Annotated in this window: 9 protein-coding genes; 4 read left to right on the top strand and 5 right to left on the bottom strand. The window is 75.4% G+C overall.

Translation table 11 applies throughout. The features are described from left to right. Positions 1 to 164 precede the first annotated feature (164 nt). Complete coding sequence (rsmI, locus tag QSK00_RS24945; RefSeq protein WP_285595221.1) at positions 165 to 1,022, top strand: 16S rRNA (cytidine(1402)-2'-O)-methyltransferase; 858 nt, start codon at positions 165 to 167, stop codon at positions 1,020 to 1,022. Here the strand turns inward: rsmI and QSK00_RS24940 are convergent. From QSK00_RS24940 to QSK00_RS30520, 4 genes are read right to left on the bottom strand one after another with little or no spacing between them, the layout of a single operon-like run. Beyond that, positions 1,012 to 1,923: an NADP-dependent oxidoreductase gene (locus QSK00_RS24940; protein WP_285595219.1), complete on the bottom strand. Its 912-nt coding sequence runs from the start codon at positions 1,921 to 1,923 to the stop codon at positions 1,012 to 1,014. The two genes, rsmI and QSK00_RS24940, sit on opposite strands and share 11 nt — an antisense overlap. A gap of 28 nt (positions 1,924 to 1,951) precedes the next feature. Beyond that, the gene (locus QSK00_RS24935) at positions 1,952 to 2,407 is read right to left on the bottom strand and encodes an NAD(P)H-dependent oxidoreductase (RefSeq protein ID WP_285595217.1); all 456 of its coding nucleotides are present in this window, start codon (positions 2,405 to 2,407) and stop codon (positions 1,952 to 1,954) included. Then, a complete protein-coding gene (locus tag QSK00_RS24930) occupies positions 2,404 to 3,207 on the bottom strand; it encodes a purine-nucleoside phosphorylase (RefSeq protein WP_285595215.1) in 804 nt (267 codons plus the stop codon). Before QSK00_RS24930 ends, QSK00_RS24935 begins: the two co-directional genes overlap by 4 nt. A gap of 27 nt (positions 3,208 to 3,234) precedes the next feature. After that, positions 3,235 to 6,024 (bottom strand): serine/threonine-protein kinase, encoded by a 2,790-nt coding sequence (locus tag QSK00_RS30520; RefSeq protein ID WP_502872078.1) that lies wholly within the window; start codon positions 6,022 to 6,024, stop codon positions 3,235 to 3,237. A gap of 351 nt (positions 6,025 to 6,375) precedes the next feature. Here QSK00_RS30520 and QSK00_RS24920 point away from each other — a divergent pair, with 351 nt between their 5' ends. After that, positions 6,376 to 7,599: an amidohydrolase gene (locus QSK00_RS24920; RefSeq protein ID WP_285595213.1), complete on the top strand. Its 1,224-nt coding sequence runs from the start codon at positions 6,376 to 6,378 to the stop codon at positions 7,597 to 7,599. A gap of 142 nt (positions 7,600 to 7,741) precedes the next feature. After that, on the top strand, positions 7,742 to 10,171 hold the full coding sequence (locus QSK00_RS24915) for a Tex family protein (protein WP_285595212.1): 2,430 nt from the start codon (positions 7,742 to 7,744) through the stop codon (positions 10,169 to 10,171). 71 nt (positions 10,172 to 10,242) lie between these two features. Here QSK00_RS24915 and QSK00_RS24910 read toward each other — a convergent pair whose 3' ends face one another. Beyond that, the gene (locus QSK00_RS24910; RefSeq protein ID WP_230755137.1) at positions 10,243 to 10,710 is read right to left on the bottom strand and encodes a gamma-glutamylcyclotransferase family protein; all 468 of its coding nucleotides are present in this window, start codon (positions 10,708 to 10,710) and stop codon (positions 10,243 to 10,245) included. Between the two features lie 164 nt (positions 10,711 to 10,874). Between QSK00_RS24910 and QSK00_RS24905 the strand changes: the two genes are divergently transcribed. Then, complete coding sequence (locus tag QSK00_RS24905; RefSeq protein WP_285595209.1) at positions 10,875 to 12,281, top strand: NAD(P)H-quinone dehydrogenase; 1,407 nt, start codon at positions 10,875 to 10,877, stop codon at positions 12,279 to 12,281. The last annotated feature ends 162 nt before the right edge of the window (positions 12,282 to 12,443 follow it).

The following is a 12,443-nucleotide window of genomic DNA, read 5'->3' as shown; positions in this document are numbered from 1 at the left end:
TGGGAACCGTGGGACGCTGAGCTCCATCCGAGGAGGTGAGAGCCGATGAGCGCTGAGGCAACCTGGACGCGCTCGACCGGTCCTGACGACCGGGGTGGCCTGCTGACGGTCGGGCGTCGGCCGTGCGCCGCCGCGGACGTGCGGGACGCCTACCCTCAGGTCCCGTGTCCGCCGACTCCGCCCGTCGCCCGGAGGGCGGTGTCCTCCTCCTCGCCGCGACCCCGCTCGGCAACCCCGACGACGCCTCGCAGCGGCTGCGGGACGCGTTGGCGACGGCGGACGTGGTCGCCGTCGAGGACACGCGCCGGTTGGGTCGGCTCGCCGCCGCGCTGGGTGTGACCGTCGGCGGGCGCAAGGTGTCGTTCTACGAGGACGTCGAGCGCGACCGCATCCCGCGGCTGGTCGAGGACCTGCAGGGCGGCGCGACCGTCCTCGTCGTCACCGACGCCGGGATGCCCGCCGTGTCCGACCCCGGCTACCGCCTGGTCGCCGCCGCGGTGGAGGCGGACGTCCTCGTGCGCTGCCTGCCGGGGCCGTCGGCGGTGCTCGCGGCGCTCGCGGTCTCGGGGCTGCCCACCGACCGGTTCTGCTTCGAGGGGTTCGCGCCGCGCACGGAGCACAAGCGGGACCGGTGGTTCAGCGAGCTCGCCGACGAACCCCGCACGGTGGTGTTCTTCGAGTCGCCGCGGCGGCTCGGCCGGACGTTGGACGTCGCCGCGCGGGTGCTCGGCGCCGACCGCCGCGCCGCGGTGTGCCGGGAGCTGACCAAGACCCACGAGGAGGTCCTGCGCGGCACGCTCGGCGAGCTGGCCGTGTGGGCCGCGGGCGACGTGCTCGGCGAGATCACCGTGGTCCTCGGACCCGCCGTCCGGACGGCCCCGGAGCCGGACGACCTGGCGGCGGAGGTCCTCGCCCGCGCCGCGGCCGGGGTGCGCCTCAAGGAGGCGGCGAAGGAGGTCGGCACCGCCCACGGGGTGCCGACCAACGCCCTCTACGAGAGTGCCCTGAAGCTCAGGGGGTGACGACGAGCTTCCCGCTCACGGCGCCCGTCCGGTTGTCCTCCTGGGCCTGCGCGACCTGCTCGAGCGGGTAGACCACGACCTCCGGCGCCCGGAAGCCGCCCGCCGCGAGCTGGTCGACGAACTCGGCGAGCGAGCCCTCGACGCGCCCGCCGGAGGAGAACGCGACGCCGTGCTCGGCGGCGTCGGGGTGGGCGATCGTGACGACCCGGTCGGGCGACCCGGCCAGCGCGACGAGGTCGGCGAGCGACCCCTTGCCCGCGGCGTCGAAGACGGCGTCCACGCGGTCGGTCACCTCGCGGACCCGGTCGACGAGGCCGTCGCCGTAGACCACGGGGGTGGCGCCGAGGGCGCGGACGTCGTCCTGGTGCCGCTCGCTCGCGGTGCCGATCACCGTGATCCCGCGGGCGAGGGCCACCTGCGCCGCGACCACCCCGACGCCGCCCGACGCGCCGTGGACGAGGAGCACCTGCCCGGGGGACAGCGCGAGGCGCTCCAGCACCCGGTAGGCCGTGCCGACGATCGTGGCCAGGGAACCCGCGACCTCCCAGGAGAGCGCGGCGGGCTTCGCGACGAGCGCCGTCACGTCCGCCAGGGCCCGCTCGGCCTGCGCCCCGCCGCTCGCCGCGCCCAGCACCTCGTCGCCCACGCCGAACGCCGTGACGCCGTCGCCGACGGCGTCGACCGTGCCGGCGACGTCGAACCCGGGGACCACCGGGTGGTCCGGGGCCTCGGCGCCCGGGGTGAACGCACCCGTGCGCAGCTTCCAGTCCGCGGGGTTCACCGAGGCGGCGCGCACGGCGAGGCGGACCTGCCCCGGGCCCGGCTGCGGGTCGTCCCGCTCGACGAGCTCGAGGACCTCCGGCCCGCCGTAGCGGGCGTACTGCACGGCGCGCGATGTCATGACCCGTGCAAACCGCGGCGGAGGCGGTTCATTCCAGGGTGCCCAGGGCGACCGTCGCGCCCAGCTCCCACGCGGCCTCGCGATCGGCGGACGTGAGCGCACCCGCCGTCGTGACCGGCGCCGCAGCGGGCACCCAGCCCAGGCCGCCCGTGATGCGCAGGACGTCGCGGACGGCCCCGGCGGTGTCGTCGCCGCCGTGGACGTAGAGCCCGAACGGCAGCCCCGAGGTGTCCTGCAGCGCCGGGTAGTAGACCTGGTCGAAGAAGTGCTTGAGCGCGCCCGACATCGTCCCGATGTTGGCCGGCGTCCCGAGGACGACGGCGTCGGCCGCGAGCAGGTCGGCCGCGCCCGCCGTGAGGGCCGGCCGGGTCACCACCTCGACCTCACCCGGCAGCTCGTCGGTCCGCGCCCCGGCCAGGACCGCCTCCAGCAGCTCCTGGCAGACGGGCGAGGGGGTGTGGTGGACGACGAGCAGCCGGGTCATCCCAGCGCCGCCGTGACGAGCCCGCGGAGGAGCTCGCCCGTGCGGGCCGCGGCGGCGTGCACCGCGTCGAGGACGGCGAGGTGGTCGATCTTCTCGGCGGTCGTGCCCGCGGCGGGGTTGGAGACGAGCGCGATCCCGGCCACGCGCGCCCCGGCGGCCCGGGCGGCGATCGTCTCCAGCACGGTCGACATGCCCACCAGGTCCGCCCCGAGGGTGCGCAGCATCCGGATCTCGGCGGGCGTCTCGAAGTGCGGACCGGGCAGGCCCGCGTAGACGCCCTCGACGAGCGTGGGGTCGAGGCAGCGGGCCGCGGCGCGCAGCTCCGGGTCGTAGGCGTCGGTGAGGTCGACGAACTGCGGCCCGACGAGCGGGGACCGGGCGGTGAGGTTGATGTGGTCGGAGATCAGCACGGGCTGGCCGACCGCGTACGACGGATCGATCCCGCCCGCCGCGTTCGTGAGGACCACCGTGGACGCGCCGGCCGCGCAGGCGGTCCGGACGGCGTGCACCGCCTGGGCCTCGCCGTGGCCCTCGTAGAGATGGGTACGGCCGAGCAGGACCAGCGCGTGCCCGCCCGCCACCGGCACCGACCGCGCGATGCCCCGGTGGTCCGGCGCGCCGAGCGGGGTGAAGCCGGGCAGCTCGGCCACCGGCACCTCGGCGGACGGCTCCCCGATCCCGTCGGCGGCGGGGCTCCATCCGGAACCGAGGACGACGGCGACGTCGTGCCGGTCGATCCCGGTCCGGCGGGCGAGTTCGGCGGCGGCCTGCTCAGGGGTGCCGTGCTGGGGGATGCTCATCGGGGTCAGGACCCTAGCGGGGGCGGCTCACACGGGTGGATCGAAGCTGTCCGCGACGGCGGCGAACTGCAGCGGGGCGCCGCCGTAGGCGAGGCTGGGGGCGGTCAGCCGGACCACCCAGAGGTCGACGCCCGACGGGATGAGCCGGGTCCAGGTGACGCGGTCGTCCACGTCGGCGCCCTGCCCGCTCTGCGTGCGGTAGACGGTCTGCTGCACGGGCTCGCGGGCGCCCGTCCGGGCCGGCGCGACCACCGTCACCGCCTCGACGCGGACCCCGTCCGCCCCCACCGCCGACGGGTCGGCGAGCAGCCGGGCGTAGTCGGCCACCGTCCGTGCGGGGTAGTAGCCGACCAGCTTGTCGATGCGCAGCTCGCGGTTCGCGTCGTCGGAGACGTAGCGCACCACGATGTCCCCGCCCGGCTGCTGGAGCCGGAACTGCTGCCACGTGGCCGGCACCAGGGCGGTGAAGCCCATCCCGGTGCCGCTGTAGCGGGCGTTGTCGTCGGAGTGCACGACGAGCTGCTCGCCGTCGACCACCGGCCCGTCCGGCGACAGCGAGATGGAGAACGGGGGCTGCCCGCCGATCAGGCGGGTCACGACGTAACCGCCCACCAGCCCGGCCAGCGCCAGCACCACGACCAGCGCCACGACGGCCACCCGCCGACGCCGCTGCTGCTGCGGGGACGGGCCGGTCGGCCGCGACGGCGCGAACGGCAGCGGACCCGGGTCGGACGCGAGCGCCTGCGGGCCGCCCGGCCGACGCGGGCCGCCCGGGGCGTTGGGGTACGGCGGCCGGCGGTGCGGTGGGACGGGCCACGGGCCGGGGGTCGTCGGGCCGCGACGCGGCGGCACCCGCGGCGTGACCATGGTCGTCTCCGCGGCCGACGGGGCCGGCACGGGCATGCCGCCCGACGGGGTCGACCGGGGCGTCCCGCCCGACGGGGTCGAGGTCCGCGTGCCCCCGGGCGGGGTGCCGGTCCTTCCCGACGACGGGTCCTCCCGCCGGCCGGCGTCCCTGCTCGTGCCGGATGCGGCGGCGGCCGCGGCGGCCGTGCCGGCGACCAGCGTCGTGCGGCCGCCGTCGAGGCCGCCGGGGGAGTCGGGGGTGGGTGCATCGTCCTGCGGGTCGGCGTCCGCGTCGGACTCGGGATCCGCGTCGGCGTCGGGCTCCGGGTCGGTCGCGGAGTCGACCTCGCCGGCCTTCGAGTCGGCGTCGGGATCGGCGTCGGCCTCCGGAGCAGCGTCGGGCGTGGCCGCAGGAGCCTCGCCGTCGGTGCTCTCCGCGTCCTCGGCGTCCACCTCGGGGTCGGTGGCCGTCGTCCCGGCGGGCTCCGGGGCGTCGTCGGTGTCCGAGGCACCGTCCGGCCCGTCGGCGGCCTCGGCGTCGGCGTCGGCGTCGGCGTCGGCCGCAGCGTCGGTCGCCGTCGCGTTCGGCACGGCCGGCTCGGGCACGGCCGGCTCGGGCTCGTCGTCCGCCCCGGCCTCGGCGTCGGTGGCGTCGGACGTCGCCGCGGGGGTCTCCCCGCCGGGAGCCTCGTCCGCGGGCGTCTCCTCGGCGGGCGTCGCCTCGGCCCCGTCGTCCTCGACGACCTCGGCAGCAGCCGGGTCGTCCGGGGTCGCCTCGTCGGCGTCCGCCTCGTCGAGCCGGGCCGGGTCCTCCGGGTCGACCGCCGGGGCGGCGAGGGAGCCCCCACGCCCCTCGGGCGCCTCGTCCTCGGCGGGTGGTGACTCCGGCGGCGCCGCCGCCGCGCCGGCAGCCGCCGCGGCAGCCGAGCCCGACCCGTCGTCGGGACCCGAGCGACCGGGGGCCTGCAGCGGGGCCGTACGGGGCGCGGGGCCGGGCGTCTCGGCCGGGACCTGCCCGTCGACGAGCGTGCCGCTGCGCCCGCGCGCGACCGGGATGAGCCCGGACTGCGGGTCCGGAGTCGCGGGCGCCGGGAGGCGGAACTCGGTGGTGGCGGGGGAGGGCGGCGCGGAGAGGATCGGGCCCTCGGGGTCGGCCATGAGGGGACGGAGGCGACGGCGGACGGCCGGGAGCGGCATCCGCAACGTCGGGTCCTTGACCATGAGCCCGCGGATCACGTCCTGCACGGGACCGTGACCGCCCGGGCGGGGGACGTCGCCGTGCACGACGGCGGAGACGGTCGAGACCGGGTCGCCCGCGTCGTAGGGCGGGCGCCCCTCGAGGCAGGCGTAGAGGGTGGCGCCGAGTCCCCAGAGGTCGGCGGGCGGGCCGACCGCGCGCCCCATCGCGACCTCGGGCGCGATGTAGGGCGGCGACCCGAGCACCGTGCCGGTCTGGGTCATCGAGGACTCGGCCGCGTTCCGGGCGATGCCGAAGTCGGTGAGCTTGATCTGCCCGTCGGTACCGATGAGGACGTTGCCGGGCTTGACGTCGCGGTGGGTGATGCCCGCGCGGTGGGCGGTCATCAGCGCGGACGCGACGGCCGAGCCGATCTCGGCGGTCTCGGCCGGCGTGAGCGTGCCCCGCTCGCCGATGTAGGAGGCCAGGCTGCGCGAGGGGAGCAGCTCCATGACGACGTAGGGCTCGGCGTTGACCTCGACGACGTCGTAGAGCGTGACGACGTTGGGGTGGCTGAGCATCGCGGTGGCCCGCGCCTCGCGCAGCGTCCGCTCCCGCACGATCGCCCGCTCGGAGACGGGGACGAGGGAGAGCCGGACCTCCTTGACGGCCACGGGGCGGTGCAGCACCTCGTCGTAGGCCGACCAGACGGTGCCCATCGCGCCGCGTCCCAGTTCGGAGTCCAGGCGGTAGCGCCCGACCAGGCGGCGGGTGTCGGCGGGGCGGGGACTCACCCCTCCATGATGGCGTCCCCGCCGACCGTGGCCCCCGCCCCACCCGTCCGGCGGCCGCCCGCACACCGTGCGCAGGACGAACGGTGGGGCGCGATCGGACCCCGCCCCGTCGGGCGCCGCACAACCGACCGTTCGTCCCGCTATGCGGCCGCGAGGGGACCGCTGACCCGGTGACCTGCGGGAATCGGCCGCTCGTCTCGGAAGTGGACGGAGACGTGCGCCACTGGCAGCAGCGTCGCGACCCCTCGGCGCGACCGCCCCGCACGGAACTGAAGCGGCCGTTCGGGGGATGGATAGTGGTGGGCATCCGTCGCGGACCGAGCCGTTCCGCGACCCGAGGAGGTGGAGACGGTGACGCTGCTGCAGACCCGGCCCGACGAGCCCGGCGTCGTCGACCTCGGGGCGGGCTCCGGCCCGCAGTGGCTGGACGCCTGGCTCGCCGAACACTCCGCCGACGTGGTCGGCTGGCGCCGCACGATCCACGCCCACCCCGAACTCGCCCGCGCCGAGCGGATGACCACCGACCTCGCCGCGAACGTCCTGCGGTCGGTCGGCCTGCGTCCCCGCCTGCTGCCCGGCACGGGCCTGGTGTGCGACATCGGCGCCGGCCCGCGCACCGTCGCGCTGCGCGCCGACATGGACGCCCTCCCGCTGCACGAGCAGGCCGACGTCCCCTTCGCGTCGCGGACGCCGGGGGTCGCGCACATGTGCGGCCACGATGCCCACACCGCCGTGCTGCTGGGCGCCGGCGTGGCGCTCGCGTCGGTGGCCGACCGGCTGCCCGGCCGGGTGCGGCTCGTGTTCCAGCCCGCCGAGGAGGTGCAGCCCGGCGGGGCGCTCGACGTCATCGCCGCCGACGGCCTCGCCGACGTCGACCGCATCTTCGCGCTGCACTGCGACCCGCGCCTCGAGGTGGGGCACGTCGGCACGCGCGTCGGTCCCATCACCTCGGCCTGCGACATGCTCGAGCTGCGCCTGACCTCGCCCGGCGGACACACCTCGCGTCCGCACCTGACGGCCGACCTGGTCCACGCGCTCGGCACGGTCATCACCGGCCTGCCCGACCTGCTCTCCCGCCGCATCGACCCGCGCTCCGGCACGGTGCTGGTGTGGGGCCAGGTCGACGCCGGGCACGCGGCGAACGCGGTGCCGGAGGTCGGGACCCTGTCCGGCACGCTGCGCACCGCCCAGCACCAGACGTGGAACGAGCTCGAGCCGCTGGTCCGCCAGCTGGTCACGGCGCTGCTCGCGCCGACCGGGGTCGGCTACGTCCTGGAGCACCGCCGCGGGGTTCCGCCGGTGGTCAACGACCCCGTCTCCGCCGACCTGCTGGCGCGGGCCGCCGAGCGGGCGGTCGGGCCGGGTGCGGCCACCGACACCGAGCAGTCGTCGGGCGGCGAGGACTTCGGCTGGTACCTCGAGCACGTGCCCGGGGCCATGGGGCGCCTCGGCGTGTGGTCGGGCGAGGGCCCGCAGTCCGACATCCACCAGCCCACGTTCCGCCTCGACGAGCGGGCGCTGCCGGTGGGCGTGCGGACGATGGTGCAGGCGGCGCTGCTGTCGCTGGAGGGCTGAGCGTCCTGCGTGGCAGGAAAGCGTCGTTGCTGTCATCCAGTGGCAGTGACGCCGCGTCCTCGGAGCGCCTGCCACAGGCCTTCCCGACGACAGGTGGCGGGTGCGGCCGAGGCTGTCGGTGGGGTGTTGCACGATGGCTCCCGTGACCGCTTCCGTGCCCGTGCAGCTGCCACCCGTCCCGAGCCGCATCGCCACCGAGCTGGCGGTCGGCGAGGGCCAGGTCCGGTCCGCGATCGAGCTGCTCGACGGCGGGGCGACGGTCCCGTTCGTCGCGCGGTACCGCAAGGAGGCCACGGGCGGGCTGGACGACGCACAGCTGCGCACGCTGCACGAGCGTCTCGGCTACCTGCGGGAGCTCGAGGAACGGCGCACCGCCGTGATCGACTCCGTTCGCGAGCAGGGCAAGCTCACCGACGAGCTGCACGCGCAGCTGCTGGGCGCGGAGACGAAGAGCCGCCTCGAGGACGTGTACCTGCCCTACAAGCCCAAGCGCCGCACGAAGGCGATGATCGCCCGCGAGGCCGGGCTGGAGCCGCTGGCCGACGGCCTGCTGGGCGACCCGACGGTGGACCCCCGGGCGGCCGCCGCGGCGTTCGTCGACCCGGAGAAGGGCGTGGCCGACGCCGACGCCGCGCTCGAGGGAGCTCGCGCGATCCTCGTCGAGCGCCTGGCCGAGGACGCCGACCTCGTGGGCGAGCTGCGGGAGCGGATGTGGGCGCGGGGCCGTCTCACCGCCGTCGTGCGCGAGGGCAAGGCGGACGACGCCGACGCCGCCAAGTTCTCCGACTACTTCGCCTTCGACGAGCCGTTCACCCGGCTCCCCTCGCACCGGATCCTCGCGCTGCTCCGGGGCGAGACCGAGGAGGTCCTCCAGCTCACCTTCGACCCGTGCTCGCCGGACGACGACGGCGACACCTCCGCCTACGAGGGCCGCATCGCGTCCGTGGCGGGCATCGCCGACCGGGGCCGCCCGGCCGACCCGTGGCTGCTCGGCGTCGCCCGCTGGGCGTGGCGCACCCGCATCTCGTCCCGGCTGGCCGTCGATCTCCGTGTGCGCCTGCGCGAGGTCGCCGAGGAGGGCGCGGTCGGCGTGTTCGCCGGCAACCTGCGTGACCTGCTGCTCGCCGCCCCGGCGGGTGCCCGCCCCACGATGGGGCTCGACCCGGGCCTGCGCACCGGAGTGAAGGTCGCCGTGGTCGACCGGACCGGCAAGGTCGTCGCGCACGAGACGATCTACCCGCACGTGCCACGCAACCAGTGGGACGCCTCGTTGGCCACCCTCGCGAAGCTGGCGGCGGAGCACCGCGTGGAGCTGGTCGCCATCGGCAACGGCACTGCGAGCCGCGAGACGCACAAGCTCGCCGTCGAGCTCGCGAAGCTGCAGACCGGGCTGATCCCGGCCATGGTCTCCGAGGCCGGCGCGTCGGTGTACTCGGCGTCCGAGGAGGCGTCGAAGGAACTGCCCGATCTCGACGTGTCGATCCGCGGGGCCGTGTCGATCGCCCGCCGTCTGCAGGACCCGCTCGCCGAGCTCGTGAAGATCGACCCGAAGTCGATCGGCGTGGGGCAGTACCAGCACGACGTGTCCGGCACCCTGCTCTCCCGCTCGCTCGACGGCGTGGTGGAGGACTGCGTGAACGCGGTCGGGGTCGACGTCAACACCGCCTCCGCCCCGCTCCTGCGGCGGGTCTCGGGCATCTCGACCGGCCTGGCCACCACGATCGTGGGCTTCCGCGACGAGCACGGCCCGTTCCCCTCGCGCAAGGCCCTGACCAAGGTGCCGCGGCTCGGTGCCAAGGCGTTCGAGCAGTGCGCGGGCTTCCTGCGCATCCCCGACGCCACCGACCCCCTCGACCGTTCCGGCGTCCACCCCGAGGCGTACCCCGTGGTGCGTCGGATCGTGGAGAGGACGGGCACCGACGTCGCGTCCCTGGTCGGCAACTCGTCGCTGCTCGGTCGGCTCGACCCCCGCGACTTCACCGACGACACGTTCGGCGTCCCCACCGTCACCGACATCATCGCCGAGCTCGACAAGCCCGGACGCGACCCGCGGCCCGCGTTCGAGACGGCGACGTTCGCCGAGGGCGTCGAGAAGATCACCGACCTGAACCCCGGGATGGTGCTGGAGGGCGTGGTCACGAACGTGGCCGCGTTCGGCGCGTTCGTCGACGTGGGCGTGCACCAGGACGGGCTGGTCCACATCTCGGCGATGTCGAAGGAGTTCGTGTCCGACCCGCGGGCGGTCGTCGGCCCCGGCGACGTGGTGCGGGTGAAGGTGCTCGAGGTCGACGTGCCCCGCAAGCGCATCTCGCTGACCCTGCGGCTCGAGGACGAGCCCGGCGCGGGCGGTGGCAAGGGTGGTGGCAAGGGCGGCGGGCGCGACGGGGACGGCCAGCCGCGCGGCGGGCAGCCGCGGGGTGGTCAGCAGGGCCGGGGCGGTCAGCAGGGCCGGGGCGGTCAGCAGGGTCGGGGTGGCCAGCAGCGCGGGGGCCAGGCGAAGGGCCGCGACCGGCGTCCCGCCCCGGGCGGCGCGATGGCCGACGCCCTGCGCCGGGCGGGCCTCGACACGTAGCGCCCGCCGCGAGGGTCACGTGGGGCAGGTCCAGAGCGTGCAGAGCTGGCTGATGTGACCTTCGCGAGCCCCTACATCGACGCGGAGCCCGGTCCGACCGACCGGCAGGGGCGTTCGCGCAGGGCCCGGACGTAGTCGTCCGGCGCCCCGGCGGCCTCGGCGGCGTCGGAGAGCACGCCGATGTAGCGGGCGGAGGGCAGGCCGCCCTCGTACGCGTCGAGCACGTACACCCACGCGAGTTGCGGGCCCTCCATGGTCTGCACGCGGAGCCGCAGCTTCTTGTGCATCCCCAGTTCGCCCCCCTCCCAGCGGTCGAGCTGGTCGACGTCGAGCGGGCTGACGTCGTAGAGCACGACGAACACCCGCGAGGACGGGTCCTCGACGACGGTGGAGAGCGCGCCCTCCCACCCGAGGTCCTCGCCCCCGAACGTCAGGCGCCAGCCCTCGAGCCAGCCGGTGCCCGAGACAGGCGAGTGGGGCGCGCGTTGCATCATCTGCGCGGGATCCATGTTCGACCCGTACGCGGCGTAGAGCGGCACGGCGCACAGGGTAGCCAGGAGTGGGCCGTTCGTTGTCAATGGTCGAGCTGCGTCGCAGTCGACGTCCCGCGGACGGGCCACCGGACGAACGGGCAGGATGGACCCTGTCCGGTCACCCCGGCACCGACACACCACCACCGCACCCCACGGAGGGACCTCCACCCATGACGCGCATCGTGATCCTCGGCGGCGGGCCCGCCGGGTACGAGGCGGCCCTGGTCGCCGCGCAGCACGAGGCCTCCGTCGTGCTCGTCGAGGAGGACAGCGTCGGCGGCTACTGCGTCGCCTACGACTGCGTGCCCTCCAAGACGTTCATCGCGTCGGCCGGCGTCCGCGCCGGCTTCCGTCGCAACGCCGACATGGGCATCGAGGTCGACGAGGACGAGGCGGTCGTCGACCTGCCGCGGGTGAACGGGCGGGTCAAGGGCCTCGCGCTCGCCCAGTCCTCGGACATCAAGGCGACGATCCAACGCGCCGGGGTGCGGGTCGTCGACGGCCGGGGCCGCTTCCGCGCCGCCTCGGAGAACAGCGCCACCCACGACATCGAGATCGCGCCGTCGCACGGCGGGGAGCCGGAGACGGTCACCGCCGACGTCGTGCTGATCGCCACCGGCGCCTCGCCCCGCGTGCTGCCCGACGCGGTCCCCGACGGCAGGCGCATCCTCACCTGGCGCCAGCTCTACGACCTCGAGGAGCTGCCCGAGCACCTCGTCGTCGTCGGCTCCGGCGTCACCGGCGCGGAGTTCGTGTCGGCCTACGCCGAGCTCGGCGTCCCCGTGACGCTGATCTCCAGCCGCGACCGCGTCCTGCCGCACGAGGACCCCGACGCCGCCGCCACGCTCGAGGAGGTCTTCACCGAGCGCGGTGTCACCATCGAGCCCCGCTCCCGCGCCGACAAGGTCGTGGCCACGGCCGACGGGGTGCGCGTCACGCTCTCCGACGGCCGCGAGGTCACCGGGTCGCACGCGCTCATGACCGTCGGCTCGATCCCGAACACCGCCGACCTCGGCTGCGACGAGGTCGGGCTGGAGCTGCGCGAGAGCGGCCACATCACGGTCGACCGCGTCTCACGGACCTCGGTGCCCGGCGTCTACGCGGCCGGCGACTGCACCGGTCTCCTGCCGCTGGCCTCGGTCGCGGCCATGCAGGGCCGGATCGCGATGTGGCACGCGCTGGGGGAGGGCGTGTCCCCGCTGCGGCTCAAGACGGTCGCGTCGGCGGTCTTCACCCGCCCCGAGGTGGCCACCGTCGGCATCGGTCACAAGCAGGTCGAGTCCGGGGAGTTCGCCGCCCGCGAGGTGCTGCTGCCGCTGGGCACCAACCCGCGCGCCAAGATGCAGGGCCTCGATCGCGGCTTCGTCAAGATCTTCTGCCGTCCGGCGACGGGCGTGGTCATCGGCGGCGTCATCGTCGCGCCGGTGGCCAGCGAGCTGGTCCTGCCGCTGGCCATGGCCGTGCAGAACAACCTCACGGTGGACGACCTCGCCCACACCTTCTCGATCTACCCGTCCCTGTCGGGGTCGGTGACCGAGGCGGGCCGTCGTCTCATGCAGCACGACGACCTGGACTAGGGGTGGCTTCGCCCTGTGAGTACTTCTCCGTGCTGGGGCACGGTGTGATGTCTCAGCACATCCTGGACAGATAAGTCTCAGCACATCGCGGACAGGTTGGTGTTCCGCTGGTAGCGGACGCTGCGGTCAAGGGTAAGGCTGGCGGCGATCGCGTTATCGATG

Source organism: Actinomycetospora sp. NBRC 106378 (assembly GCF_030269685.1).
GTDB lineage: Bacteria > Actinomycetota > Actinomycetes > Mycobacteriales > Pseudonocardiaceae > Actinomycetospora.
This window is presented reverse-complemented; position numbering and strand designations above follow the sequence as displayed.

What these genes read in the sequence shown, in the direction of transcription:
- QSK00_RS24940 (WP_285595219.1), bottom strand. Translation starts at nt 1,923, where the DNA reads ATGACATCGCGCGCCGTGCAGTACGCCCGCTACGGCGGGCCGGAGGTC.
- QSK00_RS24935 (WP_285595217.1), bottom strand. Translation starts at nt 2,407, where the DNA reads ATGACCCGGCTGCTCGTCGTCCACCACACCCCCTCGCCCGTCTGCCAG.
- QSK00_RS24930 (WP_285595215.1), bottom strand. Translation starts at nt 3,207, where the DNA reads ATGAGCATCCCCCAGCACGGCACCCCTGAGCAGGCCGCCGCCGAACTC.
- QSK00_RS24905 (WP_285595209.1), top strand. Translation starts at nt 10,875, where the DNA reads ATGACGCGCATCGTGATCCTCGGCGGCGGGCCCGCCGGGTACGAGGCG.